Source organism: Acidovorax sp. LjRoot204, assembly GCF_056175785.1.
The window spans coordinates 1-20,790 of sequence record NZ_JBGFFF010000007.1 but is presented as its reverse complement, the minus strand read 5'-3'; the positions used below and the strand labels follow the sequence as shown (position 1 = coordinate 20,790).

Here is a 20,790-nt window from a genome sequence, read left to right as displayed (position 1 = left end):
GACGCCGGTGGTGGCCGGCTGTCACGGCAATCCGCTATCCTAGGGGTCTGATTCACTACCGCACGTCCTGCACTCCAGACAGTGTCTGACCCGCACCCCGCGCACCCCGGGCGACCGCCCGAGAGGGAAGACAAGCGCACCTTCCTGCAGAAAGTGGCCGAGTTCATCCATCCTGGGCCGGACTCCACGGAAGAACTCATCGAAACCCTGGCCGAGGCCGAGGACAACGAGGTSATCGGCGCCGAATCGCGCGTGATGCTGGAGCGTGTGATCCGCATGGCCGACATGACGGCGGGCGATGTGATGGTGGCAGCACCGCGCATGGACCTCGTCAACATTGACGCGCCTTTCGATGAGCTGCTGCACCTGGTGATCAGCACCGCGCATTCACGGTTTCCGGTCTACCAGGGCGAGCGCGAGAACATCATCGGCATCCTGATGGCCAAGGACCTGCTCAAGCTGCAGCGGGCGCCCGAGCTGAACATCCGTGCGTTGCTGCGCCCGGCCGCGTTTGTGCCCGAAAGCAAAGGCCTGAACGACCTGCTGCGCGAGTTCCGTGGCAACCGCAACCACCTGGCCATCGTGATCGACGAGTTTGGCCGCGTGGCCGGGCTCATCACCATCGAAGACGTGCTRGAGCAGATCGTCGGCGAGATCGAGGACGAGTTCGACATCCCCGAAGACGATGGCGACATCTTCGGCCTGGCCGACCGGACCTACCGTGTGAGTGGTGACACCCCCATCGAGCGTGTGGCCGAGGCCTTTGAGGTGACCATCGTGGGTAGCGACCCCAACGAGCATTTCGACACCATCGGCGGCCTGATTGCCCACGAAATGGGCCATGTGCCCAAGCGCGGTGAGCATCTGCAGCTCAGCGGCCTGCATTTTGTGGTGCTACACACCAAGGGCGGGGCGGTGCGCTGGTTCAAGGTGTCCAGGGTCGAAGACACTCCCTCCGACGGCTGATGTCGCGGCGCTCTCGGATGGCGGGCGGGCCGCTGCTGCCGCAACTGCTGCTGGCACTGGCGGCGGGCCTGGCCCAGGCGGCCTCGCTGGCCTGGCCGGGCAGCGGCCAACCCTTGTGGTGGATGCAGCTGGCTTCGATGGCTGCGCTCGCCTGGATGGTGCGGCCTTTCGCTGTGGAGCACCCGCGCGTTGCTGCGCCCTGGCGGCGCGGTGCGCTCGTGGGCGGGTTGTTTGCCACCGCCTGGCTGGCAGGCACTTTCTGGTGGCTGTTCATTTCCATGCATTCTTATGGTGGCCTGCCCGCGCCTTTGGCCGTGGCAGCGGTGCTGGGGCTCGCTGCCTTTCTTGCCAGCTACTATTCGGCGGCTTTGGCCTTGTTTTGCCGGTATGCGCCGATGAATCGTGCCGGGAGTGCTCTTCTTTTCGGAGCGCTGTGGCTGCTGGCCGAACTGGCACGGGGCGTCTGGTGGACGGGGTTCCCGTGGGGTGCAGGCGGCTACGCACATGTGGATGGGCCGCTCGCCGTGCTGGCCCGCCACATGGGGGTGTATGGCATCAGCGCGGTGGCTGCGGCGTTGGCGATGGGCGTGGTGCAGGTGCGTGCCACCGACCTGCGCAACGTGCGCTGGTGGGCGCTGGTGCTGGCGGCGGGCGGCCTGCTGGCCTGGGCCACGGTGGACCGGCTGTGCGCGGTCAATCTGTGCCACACCCCGGCACGGCGCGCAGCGCCCGCCCTGAGCCTGGAGCTGCTGCAGGGCAATATCCCCCAGGACGAAAAGTTTCAATCCGGCAGCGGCGTGCCCGTGGCCCTGCAGTGGTATGCCGAGGCCCTGCGCAACGCCCAGGCTGACCTGGTGGTGGCGCCCGAGACCGCCATACCGCTGCTGCCGCAGCAGCTCATTCCGGGGTATCTGGAGGGCATGCAGCAACGCTATGCGCAAGGGGCTCAGGCCGCCATGGTGGGCATTCCGCTGGGGGATGAAGCGCAGGGCTACACCAACTCCGTGCTGGGCATGAGCGCCACGACCCAGGCAGAGCCCTATCGCTACGACAAGCACCACCTCGTGCCATTTGGAGAGTTCATTCCGCCGTTTTTCAAGTGGTTCACGGCCATGATGAACATCCCTCTGGGCGATTTCAACCGGGGGACCGTGGGCCAGGCGTCGTTTGCCGTGGCGGGGCAGCGCATYGCGCCGAACATCTGCTACGAAGACYTGTTCGGCGAGGAGTTGGGGGCTCGATTCATCGACCCCGCCCAGGCCCCCACGGTGTTTGTCAACTTCAGCAACATCGGCTGGTTTGGCGACACCCTGGCCATCGACCAGCATCTGCACATCAGCCGCATGCGTGCGCTCGAATTCGMGCGSCCGATGGTGCGCGCCACCAACACGGGCGCCACCGTCATCATCGACCACCGGGGCGTGGTCACGCACCAGCTGGCCCGCTACACGCGCGGCGTGCTCAAAGGCGAGGTGCAGGGCCGGGGGCTGGACGCACAAAGTGGCTGGGCCATCACGCCTTACGCGTGGTGGGTGTCCCGCTGGGGGCTGTGGCCGCTGTGGGCGCTGGGGGCTCTGGTGCTGGTGGGGGCCATGGTCGCCAGCAGGGGCCGCAGGCCGCGTGGCAATTGATCCAGGTCAGGCGTTGCGCCCGGCGGCGCAGGGGCCTGCGCACCCCCGTGTTTAGAGGCGGCTCCCTATGCCTTGATAATAGAGGCCCGCAACCGGGGGCTGGTGTTGCGTAAAACGATGATTTGAGGCGGGCCATCCGCCGTTCTGGAGCACGACTGAAAATGGCAGATTCCTTTTCCTACGAACAACTGATTGCCTCCGGCGAGGGCCGGCTGTTCGGCGCTGACAGCGGGCGTCTGCCGCTGCCACCCATGCTGATGTTTGACCGCATCACGCACATCGACAGCGATGGTGGCGCGCACGGGCTGGGAAAGATCCGCGCCGAGCTCGATGTCAAACCCGACCTCTGGTTCTTTGCCTGCCACTTCCAGGGCGACCCGGTCATGCCTGGCTGCCTGGGGCTCGACGCCATGTGGCAGCTCATCGGTTTTTACCTGACCTGGCTGCAACTGCCGGGCCGGGGCCGCGCGCTGGGTGCGGGCGAGGTCAAGTTCACCGGCGAGGTCGGCCCTGACGTGAAGCTGGTCACCTACGAAATCGATATCAAGCGCGTCATCAAGCGCAAGCTGGTCATGGCCATCGGCGATGCCCGCCTGCTGGCCGATGGCAAGGAAATCTATGTGGCCAACGACCTTCGCGTGGGTCTGTTCAAGCGCGAGGAAGACGGTAAGGACGCAGCATGACCACCAAGAAGCGCGTAGTCATCACCGGCGCGGGCATCGTCTCGTGCATTGGCAACGACCTGGCCTCCGTGGAAGCTTCGCTGCGTGCGGGCACCAGCGGCATCAAGGCCGTGGAGAAGTTCAAGGAACTGGGCCTGCGCAGCCAGGTGGGCGGCGCACCGGAGATCGATATCGAAGCGCGCATTGACCGCAAGCAGCTGCGCTTCATGGGCGATGCGGCGGCCTATGCGCAGATCGCACTGGAAGACGCTATCCAGCAAGCAGGCCTCACGCCAAGCCAAGTCAGCCACCCGCGCACCGGCCTCATCATGGGTTCGGGCGGTGGCTCGCCTGCCAACCAGATCGAAGCGGCCGACACGCTGCGCGAAAAAGGCATCCGCCGCGTGGGACCCTATCAGGTCACGCGCTGCATGAGCTCCACGGTTTCTRCGTGCCTGGCCACCAACTTCAAGGTCAAGGGCATCAACTACTCCATCACATCGGCCTGCTCCACGTCCGCCCACTGCATCGGCGCGGCCGCGCAGCAGATCGCCTGGGGCGTGCAGGACGTGATGTTTGCGGGCGGTGGCGAAGAGCTGAGCTGGGGCATGTCGCTGCTGTTTGACGGCATGGGCGCCATGTCCAGCAAGTACAACGAAACGCCCGAGAAGGCCTCACGCGCCTACGACGCGAACCGCGACGGCTTCGTGATCGCCGGCGGCGGCGGTGCCGTGGTGCTGGAGAGCCTGGAGCACGCCCAGGCCCGTGGCGCGACCATCCTGGCCGAAGTGGTGGGCTTTGGCGCCACCAGCGACGGTGAAGACATGGTGGCCCCGTCGGGCGACGGTGCCATTGCCTGCATGCAGCAAGCCATGGAAGGTCTGGACGCCCCCATCGACTACATCAACACCCACGGCACATCCACGCCCGTGGGCGACATGCAGGAAGTGCGCGCCATGCGTGCCCTGTTTGGCGACAAGGTGCCACCGTTCTCGTCCACCAAGTCGCTCACCGGCCACTCGCTGGGCGCCACGGGCGTGCAGGAGGCCATCTACTGCATGATCATGCTGAACAAGGGCTTCATCGCTGGCTCGGCCAATGTCGAGACACCTGACTCGGCCCTGGGCGGCATGCCTCTGGTCACGCAAACGCGCGATGCGCAGCTGAACACGGTGTTGTCCAACAGCTTCGGCTTTGGTGGCACCAACGCCAGTCTGGTGCTGCGCCGCTGGAACCACTGACCGCGGACTCCCCACCGCAACGGCCTGCCTGTCTCTGGACATGCAGGCCGTTTTTCATGGGCTCTATCGGGCCGTCAGCGCCTGACGGGCCTTGGGGTTGGGCTGCAGGGCCTCGTGCAGCAAGGCGGGCAGCATGCCCAGCATGCGGGTGGCCTGCAGGCCGGGCGGAAAGGCGCGCGCGTGGTAGCTGTACAGCGACATGGGGGCCAGCTCGTGCAGCTCCTGTGCCACCATCTGTGCAGGGTCCAGCCCCTTGGCGGTGAGAAAGTCCACCACCGTCCAGCCCATGCCCCGGCGCACCAGCTCCAGCGCCAGGCGCGATGTCTGCACCTGGATGCCGGGCCCGGCAGGCGAGCCGAGGCGGTGTGCGATTTCGTCAATCGCCTGGCGCATGGGGTCCTCGCCCACCAGGCGGATCACGGGCACCTGCGCCAGCCGCGCACCGGGGCTGGCGGCACGGGGAGCACGCGCCCACACGCTGGTCGCGACCGCCAGGTACAAGCGACCACTGACCAGCAGATCGCTCGCGATTTGTGGGTGGGGGTGCTTGTAGAAACCCAGGCAAAAGTCCACGCTGCGCGTGAGCAGGGCCTGGGTCATCTGGTCCTGGTGGATGGTGCGCACCTCCACACCCACCTGCGGATGCTGCTCGGCATGGTGCTGCAGCAGGCGCGGCAGAAATTCGTGCGTGATGGACGGTATGGCGCCCAGCCGCACATCGCCCGAATCACTGGTGGCCAGGTTGCGCGCGGTGCGCTTTAGCGCATCCAGCTGCCGGTAGATACCGGTGGATTCGGTGGCCAGCACCTGGGCCTCGGGCGTCGGGGACAGGCCTGCCGGCGAGCGGTTGAACAGCCGGTAGCCCAGCTGCAGCTCGGTGTGCGCCACGGCCTTGCTGATTGCTGAGGGGGTGATGCACAGCAACCGCGCCGCTGCGCTCATGTTGCCGGTTTGCAGCACGGCCTGAAAAACTTCCAGTTGTCTCAAGTTCATGGCGGAGTTGTCTTGTGGCGGTGGCCGAGGGGCACTTCACGGCCTTCGAACGGCAGTTCTGGGGTGTGAACTGAATTCATAAGGGTGGGTCAATTATTCCGCATGACTGTGTTCTGGTTTCTCATAGGATGCGGCACCGCTTCACCGGCGGTTTTGAATAAAGCGGCGCAACGCGCGCTGCCACCCAAAAAAAATCAGGAGACTTCTTCATGCACATTTCTTCCTCCCCCACCGCCAGCCGCTGGCTCGCGGGTTTGCTGTTGTCTGCTGCCTCCGCCGTTGCCATGGCCCAGGCTGCCAAGCCCAACGTGGTGGTGCTGGCCACGGGCGGCACCATTGCCGGTGCGGGCGCCTCGGCCGCCAACAGCGCAACCTATGCCGCCGCCAAGGTGCCGGTGGACAAGCTCCTGGCAGGCCTACCTGAGCTGGCCAATGTGGCCAAGGTGTCGGGTGAGCAGGTGTTCCAGATCGCCTCCGAGAGCTTCACCAACGAGCACCTGCTGCGCCTCGGGCAGCGCGTGTCGGCCCTGGCCAAGCAGGCAGACGTGGACGGCATCGTGATCACCCACGGCACGGACACCCTGGAAGAAACCGCGTACTTCCTGAACCTCACCGTGCGCACCAACAAGCCCATCGTGGTGGTCGGCTCCATGCGTCCCGGCACGGCCCTGTCGGCTGACGGCGCGCTGAACCTGTACGACGCCGTGACTGTGGCTGCCAGCAAGGACGCCGCCGGCAAGGGCGTGCTGGTCACGATGAACGACGAGATCCAGAGCGGTCGCGACGTGAGCAAGACCATCAACATCAAGACCGAGGCCTTCAAGAGCCAGTGGGGCCCGCTGGGCATGGTGGTGGAAGGCAAGAACTACTGGTTCCGCGCCCCGGTCAAGCGCCACACGACCAACTCCGAGTTCAACATCGACGATATCAAGGCGCTGCCCGCCGTGGACATCGTGTACGGCTACGGCAACATGAACACCACGGGCATCGAGGCCTACGGCAAGGCCGGCGTCAAGGCGCTGATCCATGCCGGCACGGGCAACGGCTCGGTGGCCGCACAGGCGGTCGATTCGCTCAAGGCCTTGCGTGGCCAGGGCGTGCAGATCATCCGTTCGGCCCGCGTGCCCGATGGTTTTGTGCTGCGCAATGCCGAGCAGCCCGACGACAAGTACGACTGGGTGGTGGCCCATGACCTGCGCCCCCAAAAGGCCCGCATCCTGGCCATGGTCGCTTTGACCAAGACCAACGACAGCAAGGAACTGCAGCGCATTTTCTGGGAGTATTGATCCCTGTTTCCGAGGTTAGAACGCCATGCTTTGACGCGATGCATGCGTTGACGGCCACACCCGTGTGGCCACCGGTACGCACCGGCTTATAGCTCGCGTGACTGGTTGGGAAGGCTGGGGCTCCAAAAGGGCTCCGGCCTTTTTTCATGGGCGCGGGCCGGTGTTGCTGGCGCTGCCGCAGCACGCGCGGCTGCGCGCCGTAAAATCACCGGTTTGCGCGCGCGATGCCCGTCCTTGCTGCCCATGGGGCGGCGGGCGCTGGGTTTGGCTCGCGCACCGCGTTTTCTTCTTTTTCCCCTTACTTGCCAGGCCCTGGCTTGCCAGTGCCTCAGCCACAGACGCCATGTTGACATTCCAGCAAATCATTTTGAAGCTGCAGTCCTACTGGGACGCGCAGGGTTGCGCCCTTCTGCAACCCTATGACATGGAAGTGGGCGCCGGCACCTCGCACACTGCCACCTTCCTGCGCGCSMTCGGCCCCGAGCCCTGGAAGGCCGCCTACGTGCAGCCCAGCCGCCGCCCCAAGGACGGCCGCTACGGCGAGAACCCCAACCGCCTGCAGCACTACTACCAGTACCAGGTGGTGCTCAAGCCCGCACCGGCCAACATCCTGGAGCTGTACCTGGGCTCGCTCGAAGCCCTGGGCTTCGACCTGAAAAAGAACGACATCCGCTTTGTCGAAGACGACTGGGAGAACCCCACGCTCGGCGCCTGGGGCCTGGGCTGGGAGGTGTGGCTCAACGGCATGGAAGTCACGCAGTTCACCTACTTCCAGCAGGTCGGCGGCATTGACTGCAAGCCCGCCACCGGCGAGATCACCTACGGCCTGGAGCGCCTGGCCATGTACCTGCAGGGCGTGGACAACGTCTACAACCTCAMGTGGACCGACACACTGAGCTACGGTGACGTGTACAAGCAAAACGAGGTGGAGCAGTCCACCTACAACTTCGAGCACAGCGACGCGGACTTCTTGTTCACCGCCTTCAACGCGCACGAAAAGCAGGCCAAGTACCTGATGGAGCAGCAGCTGGCGCTGCCCGCCTACGAGCAGGTGCTCAAGGCCGCACACAGCTTCAACCTGCTGGATGCGCGCGGTGCGATCAGCGTGACCGAGCGTGCCGCGTACATCGGCCGCATCCGCAACCTGGCCCGAGCCGTGGCGCAGAGCTACTACGAGAGCCGCGAGCGCCTGGGCTTCCCCATGGCGCCGCGCGAGTGGGTGGAACAGATGACGAAGAAGGCTGCGTGAGAGAAATGACGATGACAACCCCAAACCTCCTCGTTGAACTGTTTGTCGAAGAGCTGCCGCCCAAGGCGCTGCAGAAGCTGGGCGATGCTTTCGCCACCGTGCTGGGCGACCAGCTCAAGGCCCTGGGACTGGCGTCTGCCTCCTCGGTGGTCACGCCCTTTGCCTCGCCCCGCCGCCTGGCCGCGCATGTGACCGCCGTGGCCGACAAGGCCGCCGACAAGGCCGTGCAGCAAAAGCTGATGCCCGTGACCGTGGGCCTTCAAGCGGACGGCAACGCCACGCCTGCGCTGCTGAAAAAGCTGCAGGCGCTGGGCGCCGATGTGTCCAACCCCGCAGCCGCTGTGGCTGCCTTGAAGCGCGCGCAGGACGGCAAGGCCGAAGCCCTGTTCTACGACAGCGTGGTGCCCGGTGCCACGTTGGCGGCGGGCCTGCAAAAGGCGCTGGACGAAGCCATTGCCAAGCTCCCTATCCCCAAGGTGATGAGCTACCAGCTCGAAACCGACTGCGAGCTGCCCGGCTGGACCAGCGTGAACTTTGTGCGCCCCGCACACGGCCTGGTGGCGCTGCATGGCAGCACCGTGGTGCCCGTGAAGGCGCTGGGCCTGACCGCTGGCAACAGCACCACCGGCCACCGTTTTGAAGCCGCCGTTTCGCCCGTGGTGCTGGCCGACGCCGACAGCTACTCCGCCACGCTGAAGAAGGACGGCGCCGTGATCGCCAGCTTTGCCGAGCGCAAGGCCGAGATCGCGCGCCAGCTGGCTGCGGCTGCTGCGAAGGTGGGCAACGGCGCCCGCCCCATCGAAGACGAAGCCCTGCTGGACGAGGTGACCGCGCTGGTGGAGCGCCCCAACGTGGTCATCTGCCAGTTTGAAGAGCAGTTCCTGGGTGTGCCACAAGAGTGCCTCATCCTCACGATGAAGGCCAACCAGAAGTACTTCCCGCTGCTGGACGCCGCGGGCAAGCTCACCAACAAGTTCCTGGTGGTCAGCAACATCAGCCCSGAAGACRCGAGCKYKGTGRYCGGCGGCAACGAGCGCGTGGTGCGCCCCCGCCTGGCCGAYGCCAAGTTCTTCTTYGACCAGGACCGCAAGAARWCSCTGGCCTCGCGTGTCGAGGSCCTGGGCAAGGTGGTTTATCACAACAAGTTGGGCACGCAGGGTGAGCGCGTGGAGCGCGTGCGCGCCATCGCCAAGGCGATTGCATCCCAGCTGGGCGACGCGCAACTGGTGCAGGACGCCGACCTGGCCGCGCAACTGGCCAAGACCGACCTCGTGACCGATATGGTGGGCGAGTTCCCCGAGCTGCAGGGCATCATGGGCGGCTACTACGCCCTGAACGACGGCCTGGGCGAGACCGTGGCGAACGCGATCGAAGACCACTACAAGCCSCGCTTTGCSGGCGAYGMRCTGCCGCGCAACASCGYSGGCSTKGTGGTSGCGCTGGCCGACAARCTCGARACSCTGGTCGGCATGTTCGGCATCGGMAACCTRCCCACSGGCGACCGCGATCCSTTCGCGCTGCGCCGCCATGCRYTSGGCGTGATCCGCATGCTGGTCGAAAAAGACCTGCCGCTGGACTTGAGCGCGCTGCTGGCCGGTGCCGTGCCTGCCTTTGGCGACAAGATCACCGACGCCACGCCCGCTCTGGCCGATTTCATCTACGACCGCCTTGCCGGCAGCCTGCGTGAGCAAGGCTACAGCGCGCAAGAAGTGGACGCCGTGCTGGCCCTGCGCCCGCAGCGCCTGGCCCTGGTCGAGAAGCAGCTGGCCGCAGTGCGTGCCTTTGCCGCCTTGCCCGAAAGCTCCGCCCTGGCAGCCGCCAACAAGCGCGTTGGCAACATCCTCAAGAAGGCCGAGGTCGAAGGCCCGGTGGATGCCCACGTCAACCCCAACCTGCTGCAGGAAAAGGCCGAGCAGGACCTGTACGCCGCGCTGCAGCGCTTTGTGCCCGAGGCCAATGCCCAGTTCGACGCGGGCGACTACACCGCCAGCCTGCAGACCCTGGCCGTGCTGCGTGCGCCCGTGGATGCGTTCTTTGACGACGTGATGGTGAACGCCGAGCAGCTGGACCTGCGCCTGAACCGCCAGGGCCTGCTCAAGACGTTGCACGAAGCCATGAACCGCGTGGCCGATTTGTCCCGTCTGGCGGCCTGACCCCTGGTGCTGGTAGGCTGGTGGTTCTCACAAGGCAAACCCCTCCTATGAAACTCGCCATCCTCGACCGCGACGGCACCCTCAACCCGATGGGGGATGAATACATCACTTCGGCCGACGAGTGGGCGGCGGTGCCGGGCGCGCTCGAAGCCATTGCCCGCCTCAACCATGCCGGCTGGCATGTGGTGGTCGCCACCAACCAGCCGGGATTGGGCCGGGGCCTGTTTGACGTGGTGGCGCTCAACGCCATCCACGCCAAGATGCACCGGCAGGTGGCGGCGGTGGGCGGGCGCATCGACGCGGTGTTCTATTGCCCCCATGCGGCCGACGAGGACTGCAGCTGCCGCAAGCCCGCCCCGGGCCTGCTGGAGCAGATTTGCGACCGCTACGGCATGGAGCGTAACGAGGTCCGCGTGGTCGGCAGCTGCGAGGCCCACCTGCAGGCGGGTGCCGCCCTGGGGGCCCAGTTGCACCTGGTGTGCACCGGCCGGTCTGCCGCGTTGCGGCCGGGCGGGGCGTTGCCTGCGGGGTTGCCGGCGGGTACGCAGTTGCACGCCAGCCTCGGAGATTTTGTGGACCAGTTGCTGCCGGTGGTGCCAAGCGCCGCAGCCGCCGTGGCCGCAGCGCCCTTGCCGCTGTCGTGACAGGGCGCAGCAGCATCTTGATGCTATTTAATTAATAGCTGTTGGCGCATATTTCACTAGCGCTTGCGGCCAAAAAGACATCCCAATGGCTCTTATCCGTTCTGTCATTCACCTTCTCTGGATGGGCATCACCGTGGTGCCTTACGCGCTGGCCATCATGCTGGGCACGCTGCTGGGCGTGCGGGGTGTGCCCCTGTACCGCATCGCCCGGGCCTGGCTGTCGCTGTGCATCAGCGGCGCCCGGGTGGTTCTGGGCATCCGCGCCGAGGTGACCGGCATGGAGAACCTGCCGCAGGGCGCCAACGAAGGCGCCATCCTGCTGGTCAAGCACCAGTCCACGTACGAGACTTTCCTGATGCCGGTGATCATGCCGCACCCTCTGGCCTACGTGTTCAAGAAGGAACTGCTGCATGTGCCCTTCTTCGGCTGGGCCATCGGGCGGCTSGACATGATCCACATCGACCGCARCCAGCGCRCGCAGGCCTTCAACAAGGTSGTGCAGCAGGGCAAGGACCTGCTGGCSMAGGGCATCTGGATCATCATGTTYCCCGAGGGCACSCGCATTSMGCGSGGSCAGAAGGGCAMCTACAAGACCGGCGGTACGCGCCTGGCGATTGACACCGGTGCGCCAGTGATTCCAATCGCCGTGACCTCGGCCAAAGTGTGGCCGCGCAAGGCGTTCGTCAAGCGCCCCGGCGTGGTGGATGTGTCGATTGGCAAGCCCATCTCCAGCGTGGGGCGCCAGCCCGACGAACTGATGCGCGAGGTGGAGGCCTGGATCGAGGCCGAGATGCGTCGCCTGGACCCAGAGGCTTACCCAGCCCCTGCGGMCAACATCGCGGCCTCCAGCGGGAAGTAAACCGACCGTGATGCAGCGGCTTGTGCAACTGGCGCTGGACCTGTTCGACCCGCCCGGGGCCCCTGCAGCAGGCCCCAGTCCTGTGGCTGCAGGTTTCAAGCCCAATCAGCCACAAGCGCCAGTCGATCAAGCGCCGGTAGCTCCTAAAACTATAGTGAGCCGGCCTGCGGCGCCAGCGGTGCCGCTGCCCTCGCTGTTGTCGCCCGCCGAATTCCGCCACCCCCAGGCCAGCCGCGAGGTGTTGCTGGGAGATGCCGTCGTGGCCTATGCGCTGCAGCGCGCGCGCCGCCGCAGCATCGGCTTTACCGTGGGGGCCGATGGCCTGTCGGTGCGGGCCCCCAGCTGGGTGACGCTGGGCGCAGTGGATGCCGCGCTGCGCGAGAAGTCCGACTGGATTCTGCGCAAGCTGTCGGAGGCGCGCGAGCGCCAGCAACGCATGGAAGGCGGTCGTATCGTCTGGGCCCATGGCGCAGAGCTGCCCTATCTGGGTGAGCCGCTGAGGCTGGTGCTGGACCCGAGCCACGGCTTTGCGGGCAAAGGTGGAGCGCTGGTGGCGGCGGTGGAGCCGGGCGGCACAGCCACGACGCCCAGCCTGCACATTGGCCTGCCGCACAGCGCCAGCCCCGCACAGGTCCGCGATGCCGTCCAGGCCTGGTTGATGCGCGACGCGCGCCGCCACTTCACCGAGCGGCTGGACCATTTTGCCCCGCTGCTGGGCGTGCGCTGGGCCAGCCTGCGCCTGTCAAGCGCCAACACTCGCTGGGGCAGCGCCAAGGCCGACGGCTCCATCCGCCTGAACTGGCGCCTGCTGCACTACCGCCCGGCCATCATCGACTACGTGGTGGCGCACGAACTGGCCCACCTGCGCGTGATGGACCACAGCCCCCGCTTCTGGGACACCGTGGCCACCGTGGTGCCGGACTACGCGCAACTGCGCAGCCATCTCCGTGACGAACCCGCCCCCTTGTGGGATTGAAGAAGGACCCTGACGATGACCGAAGCCAAGATTTCCCCCGCCGAAGGCTACGCCGGTGACGTGACGCCCCAACAGGCCTGGCAATGGGTGCAGGCGGGGCAGGCCGTGCTGGTGGACGTGCGCAGCGACGCCGAACGCGAGTGGGTGGGCCACGTGCCCGGCGCCGCTGCGGTGGCCTGGAAGCAATGGCCGGGCATGGCGATGAATGCCGACTTCGATGCCCAGATGCGCGCTGCGGTGCCCGAGGGTGGACGGGCCGTGCTGCTGTGCCGCAGCGGTGTGCGCTCCATTGCCGCCGCGCGCCGCGCCACCGAGTTGGGTATCACCGCGTACAACATCCTCGAAGGGTTTGAGGGCGATGCGGATGCGCAAGGCCAACGCGGCAAACGTGGTGGCTGGCGCTTTCATGGCCTGCCGTGGAAGCAGAGCTGATTCGCTATCAAAAAAAGAGCTGCCAGCGCTTTTTCTACTAGCGCTGGCAGCTCAGAGGGCTTGAATCTGCGAGAGATTACTTGGTCAGTGGCGGAATCCGCAGCTTCTGGCCGGGATAGATCTTGTCGGGGTGGCTCAGCATGGGCTTGTTGGCCTCGAAGATCACGGGGTACTTGTTGGCGTCGCCATAGAACTTCTTGGCAATGGCGCTCAGCGTGTCGCCGCGCACCACGTCGTGGTATTGGGCCTCGGGCTCGGGGTTGGTCACCTCCATCAGGTTCTCGACGCTGGTCACGCTGGCCACGTTGCCGCAGCACAGGGTGACTTTTTCCTTGGCGGCCTGGGTGGGCGCGGTGCCCTTGACGGTGACCTTGCCTTGCGTGCCGTCGAATGCCACCTGTACGTTGCTGGCTCCCAGGTTTTGGGACGCGATGTAGGTCTCGATGGCCTTGGATGCCTTGGCGTTGAGTTCATCCTGCGTGGGGGCGGCGGCCGTGGCGGCCTGCGCTTCTTTACCGCCGAACAGCTTTTCGCCGGCTTCCTTGATGAAACTGAAAAGACCCATGTCGTACCTCCTAATGTTGCAGAAACAGGAAGGACCACTGTAGCGGGTACGGGCGGCTGCGTCGTGTCGGACAGGGGCGCGACACGATTTTTCACAATTTGGGGGCCGGGGAGGGTTGGTGCTGCAGTGGCTGTCGCGCTCGGGCAGGGGCGCATCGCAAAACTCGGGATAATCCGCCGCATKACTTTTCTGGCCATCGACGTCGGTAACACCCGTCTCAAATGGGCGTTGTACGACGCTCCCCGCCCCGGGGCTGCGCTCATTGCGCATGGCGCCGAGTTTCTCGACCACATCGACCGCCTGGCCGAAGGCGGCTGGGCCTCGCTGCCCCATCCGACACGCATGCTGGGCTGTGTGGTGGCGGGAGATGCCGTCAAACGCCGCGTACAGGAGCAGATGGAAATCTGGGACGTCGCCCCCTCGTGGGTGGTGTCATCGGCGCAAGAGGCGGGGTTGACCAACGGCTACGACCACCCTTCGCGCCTGGGCTCGGACCGGTGGGTGGCCATGATCGGCGCACGCCACCATGTGCTGGCAAGCGGCCCTGCACGGCCGCTGGTGGTGGTGATGGTGGGCACGGCCGTGACGGTGGAGTGCATCGACACCGAGGGTCGTTTCATGGGCGGCCTGATCCTGCCCGGCCACGGCATCATGCTGCGTGCGCTTGAATCCGGCACCGCCGGCCTGCACGTGCCTACGGGTGAAGTGCGCCCGTTCCCTACCAACACCAGCGATGCGCTGACCAGTGGAGGCACCTACGCCATCGCGGGGGCCGTGGAGCGCATGTACCAGCACCTGTTGCAGCACTGCGGCCAGGAGCCTGCCTGCATCATGACCGGCGGCGCCGGCTGGAAGATGGCGCCCAGCATGACACGGCCGTTTGAGCTGGTGGACAACCTGATTTTTGACGGTCTGCTGGAGATTGCCGCGCAGCGGTTTGGGGGCTGAGGGCTTTTGAGCTCCGCATCCATAGCAGCGCGACACGGCAATCTACTGCAAACCTCTGTGCAAAACTGGCGCTGCGCAAGCCAGAGACACCGAGCAAGGGCCGCCCCGCAGCGAGGGTGTCGTCCCCCTTCCCGAATGGCGTAGCCAGTCGAGAGAAGGGGGAAGCGGCAAAGCCGCTCAGGGGGCTGCCTCTTACTCTTCTTCCAGTTCCGCCCGTGCCATCTCCACATCCAGCCGCTCCATGGCATCCATGGGTTCCGCGGTGGCGGCCTTTTCGTAGAGCGCAGTGGCTTCCTTCATCTTCTTGTCGCCCTCCAGCATGACGAGGGCATTGGCGTACTCAATCATGGCGATGGCCGATCCCGGGTTGAGCTTGAGGGCTTCCTGAAACAGCTTGAGGCCCGTGTCCTTCTTGGCGCCATAGGTCATGCCGCCAATCAGCGAACCCACCTTGTCGATCACCTCCGCATGGAAGGCACCCAGCGCAATGCGCGCATCGGCGTGTTTGGGCGACAGGGCGATGGCCTTTTCCAGCGACTCCTTCACCTTGCCGCCCAGGCCCTGCGCCAGCGCCTTGGCCACGCTGATGCCCTGGCTGTAGCGSCCSAGCGCATASGCMTGCCAGTACCAGGCGTTGGCGTTGTTCGGTTCTGCGGCTGCCTGGGCCTCGGCCCTTTCGGCCACCTGCATGAACAGGTCCAGCCGCGTCTTTTCCTTGGGCTCCAGGTAGTTGGCGTAGATGGAGGTGGCCTTGTTGGCCGCAGTAATGCCCGCGCCACCGGTCGCCAGGCCTGCAGCCGCCGCTTTCTCAAAGTCGCCGTTGTGGAACAGCGCCCACGCTTCCAGCACGGCTGCGTCCTTGGGGCAGGGTTCGGCATCACCGCCATGCAGTCGTGCCCATTGCTTCTTGACGCTCGCAGCGTCGAACTGGTAGTCGCCGGCGTGGGGGAAGGGGGTCCATTTGGCCATGGTGTGTGTCTCCGGAAGTTCTTGTGGTTGGGTGTCTGTGGTGGGCCGTCTCTGTATCAGCCAGGCACTGCGGCGTAGGCGCCGACCAGCTCCAGCAGGTGGGCCCGCTGGCCGCTTTCGAGGTAGGGCATGAGCAGGTTCAGCACATGGTGGGCTCCGCGCAGCAGCGCGGCCTGGGCGCTTTCAGGCTCCAGCGCGCGGCGCGGGTCGCGCACGTATTCAAAACTGAGCCAGTAGGTGAGCACAACGACCATGCTGGTGGCGGTGGCCTCCAGCTCGCGCGAGTCGATGTGCAGCGCGTCTGCGCGTCCCATGCCATCGAGCATCGCGCGCACGGCGCGGGTCTTGTTCTTGAGGATGGCCTGGAAGTGCGTCTCCAGGYGCCGGTTCTTGSWCAGCAGGTCGTTSAGRTCGCGGTASAGAAAGCGGTACYGCCAGATCAGCTCGAACAGCGAGTGCATGAAGAACCAGGCGTCCTCCACATTGCGCACGCCATCTGCTGCGGCCAGCAGCTCGGTGAGCGAGCCTTCGTAGCGATCAAACAGCGCGTTGATCAGCTCKTCCTTGGCGGGGTAGTGGTAGTAGAGATTGCCAGGGCTGATGCGCAACTCGGCCGAGATCAGGGTGGTGGAGACGTTGGGTTCACCGAACCGGTTGAACAGGTCCAGCGTCACTTCCAGAATGCGTTCTGCGGTGCGGCGTGGCGCTTTCTTCACCATGTGTGTGGGCCCCTTCGCGTCGTTGTGTGTCGTTGTTGCGTTGTCTCTGATGGCTACTCTAACCCACGCAGTCATGCTGCAGTGCGACATGAGAAGAGGACGCGCGTGTCGCTCCCGGATCGCTTTTAGCGCACTTCACGGGTTTCACCAAAAAAAGAAAAGCGGTCCAGGCGCCGTGGCGCGCGGACCGCTTGGTGCGGGCTGGGTGCTTGCCGCAGGCAAGCTGTGATCAGCTGGCCGACGGCGTGCTGGGGACTGCGTCGGCAGCGGCACGTGTTGCGGTCTTCTTGGCCGCAGCCTTCTTGGCGGGGGCCTTGGCTGCAGGCTTTGCGGCTGCCTTGGCGGGCGCGGCCTTCTTTGCAGCCGCCTTCTTGGCAGGGGCCTTGGCAACAGGCTTGGCGGCTGCCTTGGCTGCAGCTTTGGCGGGGGCCGCCTTGCTGCCCTTGGCCAGGGCGTCCACACGGGCGCTCAGGGCTTCCAGGTCGCGGGCCGAGGGCACGCCCAGCTTGGCCAGTGCCTTGGCCACGCGGTCTTCAAAGATGTTTTCGAGCTTGTCCCACTGGCCCTGGGCCTTGGAGCCGATGTCGCTGGCCATGGTGGTCACGCGGCTGGTGGCTTCGGTGATCTTTTCCTCGGCCACGGCCTGGGTCTTGCGCTGGATGGTCAGGCCTTCCTTGACCAGGGCTTCAAACACCTTGCCACCTTCTTCCTGCGCCTTGGAGAAGGCACCCAGACCGGCCAGCCAGATCTGCTGGGCSGAGTCCTTGACGGTGCTGGACAGTTGGGCGTTGCTCTTCTTCTTGTCAGCGCTGAGTTTCTGCAGTTTCTTGACCATAAGGCCTCCATGGTGCGGTTGGTTGGGGTTGCCGGGGCGATTTTGCCTTCGACGCATGGCCGCACTGTACGCCGCACGGTGCGCAAGGTGTAGGCGCGCGCTCCTAAAAATGTAGAGCGTGCCATCTAGCCCGCCTGCCCGCTGGGCACCTAGCATCGGCGCGGGTTTCTGCTGAATCGGGGTGTGCAGGCCTTGGGCAAGAATGAAGCTATCTCAGAGGAGTTATCCATGCAGTATTTTGTGACGGGGGCAACAGGGTTCATTGGCAAGCGGCTGGTCAAGAAGCTGCTGGAGCGCAAGGGGGCGGTGGTGCATTTCCTGATCCGCAAGGAAAGTGCGGACAAGGTGGCCGACCTGCGCAGCTTCTGGGGCGTAGGCCCTGCACGCGCCGTCCCCGTGTTTGGCGACCTCACCGCCAAGAAGCTGGGCGTCTCGGCAGAAGACGTGAAGAAGCTCAAGGGCCAGATCGACCACTTCTACCACCTGGCCGCGGTGTATGACCTCTCTGCTGACGAAGAAACCCAGGTGGCCGTGAACATCGAGGGCACGCGCAATACGGTGGACCTGGCCAAGGCGATTGATGCCGGGCACTTCCACCATGTCTCGTCCATCGCTGCCGCAGGTCTGTATGAAGGCGTGTTCCGCGAAGACATGTTCGAGGAAGCCGAGGGCCTGGACCACCCGTACTTCCAGACCAAACACGAGAGCGAAAAGATCGTGCGCCAGGACTGCAAGGTGCCCTGGACGGTGTACCGCCCTGCCATGGTGGTGGGCGACAGCCAGACCGGCGAGATGGACAAGATCGACGGGCCCTACTACTTCTTCAAGCTCATCCAGCGCCTGCGCCAGCTGCTGCCGCCCTGGATGCCCACCGTGGGTCTGGAAGGAGGGCGGGTCAACATCGTACCTGTGGACTTTGTGGTGAACGCACTGAACGTCATCAGCCACCAAAAAGACATCACCAAGAAGTGTTACCACCTGGTGGACCCAGTGGGCTACCGCGTGGGCGATGTGCTCGATATCTTCAGCCGCGCAGCCCATGCGCCGCGCATGAACCTGTTCGTCAACGCCGCGTTGTTGGGCTTCATCCCCAAGAGCGTGAAGAAGAGCCTGATGGCGCTGGCGCCCGTGCGCCGCGTGCGTAACGCGGTGATGAAGGACCTGGGCCTGCCCGAGGACATGCTCACCTTCGTGAATTACCCCACGCGCTTTGATTGCCGCGAAACGTTGGCCGCGCTCAAGGGCTCCGGCGTCACCTGCCCCAATCTCAAGGACTACGCCTGGCGGCTGTGGGACTACTGGGAGCGCAATCTGGACCCCGAGCTGTTCATCGACCGCACGCTCAAGGGCACGGTGGCGGGCAAGGTGGTGCTGATCACCGGTGGATCTTCTGGCATTGGGCTGGCGGCAGCGCACAAGTTTGCCGAGGCAGGCGCCACCACCATCATCTGCGGGCGTGACCAGGACAAGCTCGACGAGGCCTGTGCCGAGGCAAAGGCGAAAGGCTACAGCTTCATCGCGTACTCGGCCGACATCGCCGACATGACCGACTGCGATCGCTTTGTGCAGCTGCTCACCGACAAGCATGGCGGTGTGGATTTCCTGATCAATAACGCGGGCCGCTCCATCCGCCGCGCCATCGAGTCGAGCTACGACCGCTTCCACGATTACGAACGCACCATGCAGCTGAACTACTTCGGCTGCCTGCGCGTGACCATGGGCTTCTTGCCTGGCATGGTCGAAAAGCGCAAGGGCCATGTGGTCAACATCAGCTCCATTGGCGTGCTCACCAACGCACCCCGCTTTTCGGCCTATGTGGCCAGCAAGGCAGCATTGGATGCCTGGACGCGTTGTGCCTCCAGCGAGTTCGCGGACCAGGGCATCACCTTCACAACCATCAACATGCCCCTGGTGCGCACGCCGATGATCGCGCCCACCAAGATCTACAACAACGTACCCACGCTGAGTCCTGAAGAGGCAGCGGACATGATCGCCCAGGCCTGCATCTTCAAGCCGGTGCGTATCGCCACGCGCCTGGGCATCACCGGCCAACTGCTGCACGCGCTGGTGCCGCGCGTGGCGCAGATCACCATGAACACGAGCTTCCGTATGTTCCCGGATTCCACCGCCGCCAAGGGCGCCAAGGATGCCAAGCCGCAGTTGTCCGCCGAGGCGGTAGCGCTGCAGCAAATGATGCGTGGCATCCATTTCTGAAGCTGCTACGCCTCGCTCGAATGGGCCCGTGTTGAACTCTGTTACCCAGAAGCTAGGCGGACAGGGATAATCACGGGCTTTGCCAAGTCGGCATTACATACAGCCTCCCTATGATTTTGGTAACTGGCGGCGCGGGTTTTATTGGCGCTAACTTTGTCCTTGACTGGCTTGCTGCGTCGAGCGAGCCCGTCGTCAACCTCGACAAGCTCACTTATGCGGGCAATCTGCACAACTTGGACGGTGTGCAAGGAAATGCGCGGCACATCTTTGTGCAAGGGGATATTTGCGACTCTGCGTTGGTAGCCCAGCTGCTGACCGAGCACAAGCCCCGCGCGGTGGTGAATTTCGCAGCCGAGTCGCATGTGGACCGTTCTATCCACGGCCCCGAGGATTTCATCCAGACCAACATCGTCGGCTCATTCCGCCTGCTCGAAGCCGTGCGYGCTTACTGGACTGTGCTGCCCGAGGGCGAACGTGCCGCCTTCAGGTTACTGCACGTATCCACCGACGAGGTGTACGGCTCGCTCGCGCCCACCGACCCGGCCTTCACCGAGACGCATGGCTTTGAGCCCAACAGTCCCTACAGCGCCAGCAAAGCCGCAAGCGACCATCTGGTGCGCGCATGGCACCACACCTACGGACTGCCGGTCCTCACCACCAACTGCAGCAACAACTACGGGCCGTACCACTTCCCTGAGAAGCTGATCCCGCTAATGATCGTCAACGCGCTGGCCGGCAAGAACCTGCCGGTGTATGGCGACGGCATGCAGGTGCGCGACTGGCTCTATGTGAAAGACCACTGCAGCGCTATCCGCCGCGTGCTGGAAGCCGGTACGCCCGGCGAGACCTATAACGTGGGTGGCTGGAACGAGAAGCCCAACATCGAGATCGTGAACATGGTGTGTGCGCTGCTCGACGAGCTGCGCCCCCGCGCTGACGGCCAGAGCTACCGCACCCAGATCACCTACGTGAAGGACCGTCCTGGTCATGACCGCCGCTACGCGATCGATGCGCGCAAGATCGAGCGTGAGCTGGGCTGGAAGCCTGCGGAGACCTTCGACACCGGCATCCGCAAGACCGTGCAGTGGTACCTGGAGAATGGCGACTGGGTGGCCAGTGTGCAGACTGGTGCGTACCGCGATTGGGTGGAGACCCAGTACGAGCAGCAGCCAACCCACGCAGCAGACGCCCGCGCATGAACATCCTGCTCTTTGGCAAAGGCGGCCAGGTTGGCTGGGAGTTGCAGCGTAGCTTGTCCATGTTGGGCACGGTCACGGCGCTGGACCACGACAGCGCGGATCACTGCGGCGACTTTGCGAACCCGACGGGTGTGGCCGAGACGGTGCGCGCCCTGCGCCCCGATGTCATCGTCAATGCTGCGGCCCACACCGCTGTGGACAAGGCCGAGAGCGAAGCCGACTTCGCCCGCACGCTGAACGCCACCACGC

20 protein-coding genes are annotated in these 20,790 nt (G+C 65.0%); 15 read left to right on the top strand and 5 right to left on the bottom strand.

What is annotated here, in order from left to right:
• The first annotated feature begins 81 nt into the window (after positions 1-81).
• From AC04MI_RS02770 to fabB, 4 genes are all read left to right on the top strand, one after another.
• Positions 82-966 carry an HlyC/CorC family transporter gene (locus AC04MI_RS02770; RefSeq protein ID WP_099731314.1) on the top strand — a complete coding sequence of 295 codons (885 nt, stop codon included), beginning with the start codon at positions 82-84 and terminating at the stop codon, positions 964-966.
• Positions 966-2,597 carry an apolipoprotein N-acyltransferase gene (gene lnt, locus AC04MI_RS02765; RefSeq protein ID WP_476497004.1) on the top strand — a complete coding sequence of 544 codons (1,632 nt, stop codon included), beginning with the start codon at positions 966-968 and terminating at the stop codon, positions 2,595-2,597. Before AC04MI_RS02770 ends, lnt begins: the two co-directional genes overlap by 1 nt.
• A gap of 161 nt (positions 2,598-2,758) precedes the next feature.
• Positions 2,759-3,280 (top strand): 3-hydroxyacyl-[acyl-carrier-protein] dehydratase FabA, encoded by a 522-nt coding sequence (gene fabA / locus AC04MI_RS02760; protein WP_008907199.1) that lies wholly within the window; start codon positions 2,759-2,761, stop codon positions 3,278-3,280.
• Positions 3,277-4,500, top strand: coding sequence for a beta-ketoacyl-ACP synthase I (gene fabB / locus AC04MI_RS02755; RefSeq protein WP_476497001.1), 1,224 nt, complete (start codon positions 3,277-3,279; stop codon positions 4,498-4,500). Before fabA ends, fabB begins: the two co-directional genes overlap by 4 nt.
• A 63-nt stretch (positions 4,501-4,563) precedes the next feature.
• On the opposite strand, the gene AC04MI_RS02750 is transcribed toward fabB, so the two are convergent.
• Positions 4,564-5,493, bottom strand: coding sequence for a LysR family transcriptional regulator (locus tag AC04MI_RS02750; protein WP_436078357.1), 930 nt, complete (start codon positions 5,491-5,493; stop codon positions 4,564-4,566).
• A gap of 209 nt (positions 5,494-5,702) precedes the next feature.
• Between AC04MI_RS02750 and AC04MI_RS02745 the strand changes: the two genes are divergently transcribed.
• The 7 genes from AC04MI_RS02745 to AC04MI_RS02715 all read left to right on the top strand — a co-directional run bounded on the left by AC04MI_RS02745 (position 5,703) and on the right by AC04MI_RS02715 (position 13,092).
• Entirely contained in the window at positions 5,703-6,779 is a 1,077-nt protein-coding gene (locus AC04MI_RS02745; protein ID WP_056745447.1) for a type II asparaginase, read from the top strand.
• 343 nt (positions 6,780-7,122) lie between these two features.
• Positions 7,123-8,028, top strand: a complete 906-nt coding sequence (glyQ, locus tag AC04MI_RS02740; RefSeq protein WP_476497000.1) for a glycine--tRNA ligase subunit alpha — start codon at positions 7,123-7,125, stop codon at positions 8,026-8,028.
• 11 nt (positions 8,029-8,039) lie between these two features.
• Positions 8,040-10,181 carry a glycine--tRNA ligase subunit beta gene (gene glyS, locus AC04MI_RS02735; RefSeq protein WP_476496998.1) on the top strand — a complete coding sequence of 714 codons (2,142 nt, stop codon included), beginning with the start codon at positions 8,040-8,042 and terminating at the stop codon, positions 10,179-10,181.
• A gap of 47 nt (positions 10,182-10,228) precedes the next feature.
• Positions 10,229-10,825, top strand: a complete 597-nt coding sequence (gene gmhB, locus AC04MI_RS02730) for a D-glycero-beta-D-manno-heptose 1,7-bisphosphate 7-phosphatase (RefSeq protein WP_056059492.1) — start codon at positions 10,229-10,231, stop codon at positions 10,823-10,825.
• 85 nt (positions 10,826-10,910) lie between these two features.
• Complete coding sequence (locus AC04MI_RS02725) at positions 10,911-11,684, top strand: lysophospholipid acyltransferase family protein (protein WP_476496996.1); 774 nt, start codon at positions 10,911-10,913, stop codon at positions 11,682-11,684.
• 10 nt (positions 11,685-11,694) lie between these two features.
• The gene (locus AC04MI_RS02720; protein WP_436078360.1) at positions 11,695-12,660 is read left to right on the top strand and encodes a M48 family metallopeptidase; all 966 of its coding nucleotides are present in this window, start codon (positions 11,695-11,697) and stop codon (positions 12,658-12,660) included.
• Between the two features lie 15 nt (positions 12,661-12,675).
• Positions 12,676-13,092: a rhodanese-like domain-containing protein gene (locus AC04MI_RS02715; protein WP_436078361.1), complete on the top strand. Its 417-nt coding sequence runs from the start codon at positions 12,676-12,678 to the stop codon at positions 13,090-13,092.
• A 76-nt stretch (positions 13,093-13,168) separates the two neighbouring features.
• On the opposite strand, the gene lysM is transcribed toward AC04MI_RS02715, so the two are convergent.
• Positions 13,169-13,657 (bottom strand): peptidoglycan-binding protein LysM, encoded by a 489-nt coding sequence (lysM, locus tag AC04MI_RS02710; RefSeq protein WP_056745437.1) that lies wholly within the window; start codon positions 13,655-13,657, stop codon positions 13,169-13,171.
• Between the two features lie 180 nt (positions 13,658-13,837).
• On the opposite strand from lysM, the gene AC04MI_RS02705 reads away from it, so the two are divergent.
• Positions 13,838-14,605 (top strand): type III pantothenate kinase, encoded by a 768-nt coding sequence (locus AC04MI_RS02705; protein ID WP_436078362.1) that lies wholly within the window; start codon positions 13,838-13,840, stop codon positions 14,603-14,605.
• Positions 14,606-14,797: 192 nt separating this feature from the next.
• Here the strand turns inward: AC04MI_RS02705 and AC04MI_RS02700 are convergent, their stop codons facing one another.
• The 3 genes from AC04MI_RS02700 to AC04MI_RS02690 form a co-directional block, all read right to left on the bottom strand.
• Positions 14,798-15,574, bottom strand: a complete 777-nt coding sequence (locus AC04MI_RS02700) for a hypothetical protein (protein WP_476496995.1) — start codon at positions 15,572-15,574, stop codon at positions 14,798-14,800.
• A 56-nt stretch (positions 15,575-15,630) separates the two neighbouring features.
• Positions 15,631-16,293: a TetR/AcrR family transcriptional regulator gene (locus AC04MI_RS02695; protein ID WP_476496994.1), complete on the bottom strand. Its 663-nt coding sequence runs from the start codon at positions 16,291-16,293 to the stop codon at positions 15,631-15,633.
• Between the two features lie 229 nt (positions 16,294-16,522).
• Complete coding sequence (locus AC04MI_RS02690) at positions 16,523-17,128, bottom strand: phasin family protein (RefSeq protein WP_436078363.1); 606 nt, start codon at positions 17,126-17,128, stop codon at positions 16,523-16,525.
• 228 nt (positions 17,129-17,356) lie between these two features.
• Between AC04MI_RS02690 and AC04MI_RS02685 the strand changes: the two genes are divergently transcribed.
• The 3 genes from AC04MI_RS02685 to AC04MI_RS02675 form a co-directional block, all read left to right on the top strand.
• A complete protein-coding gene (locus AC04MI_RS02685; RefSeq protein WP_436078364.1) occupies positions 17,357-19,342 on the top strand; it encodes an SDR family oxidoreductase in 1,986 nt (661 codons plus the stop codon).
• Positions 19,343-19,452: 110 nt separating this feature from the next.
• The gene (rfbB, locus tag AC04MI_RS02680) at positions 19,453-20,541 is read left to right on the top strand and encodes a dTDP-glucose 4,6-dehydratase (protein WP_436078365.1); all 1,089 of its coding nucleotides are present in this window, start codon (positions 19,453-19,455) and stop codon (positions 20,539-20,541) included.
• The coding region (locus AC04MI_RS02675; protein ID WP_476496992.1) for a sugar nucleotide-binding protein at positions 20,538-20,790 on the top strand (253 nt) is incomplete at its 3' end. The genes rfbB and AC04MI_RS02675, both read left to right, overlap by 4 nt.

What these genes read in the sequence shown, in the direction of transcription:
- AC04MI_RS02685 (WP_436078364.1), top strand. Translation starts at nt 17,357, where the DNA reads ATGCAGTATTTTGTGACGGGGGCAACAGGGTTCATTGGCAAGCGGCTG.
- gmhB (WP_056059492.1), top strand. Translation starts at nt 10,229, where the DNA reads ATGAAACTCGCCATCCTCGACCGCGACGGCACCCTCAACCCGATGGGG.
- AC04MI_RS02750 (WP_436078357.1), bottom strand. Translation starts at nt 5,493, where the DNA reads ATGAACTTGAGACAACTGGAAGTTTTTCAGGCCGTGCTGCAAACCGGC.
- AC04MI_RS02745 (WP_056745447.1), top strand. Translation starts at nt 5,703, where the DNA reads ATGCACATTTCTTCCTCCCCCACCGCCAGCCGCTGGCTCGCGGGTTTG.
- AC04MI_RS02715 (WP_436078361.1), top strand. Translation starts at nt 12,676, where the DNA reads ATGACCGAAGCCAAGATTTCCCCCGCCGAAGGCTACGCCGGTGACGTG.
- fabA (WP_008907199.1), top strand. Translation starts at nt 2,759, where the DNA reads ATGGCAGATTCCTTTTCCTACGAACAACTGATTGCCTCCGGCGAGGGC.
- lysM (WP_056745437.1), bottom strand. Translation starts at nt 13,657, where the DNA reads ATGGGTCTTTTCAGTTTCATCAAGGAAGCCGGCGAAAAGCTGTTCGGC.
- AC04MI_RS02720 (WP_436078360.1), top strand. Translation starts at nt 11,695, where the DNA reads ATGCAGCGGCTTGTGCAACTGGCGCTGGACCTGTTCGACCCGCCCGGG.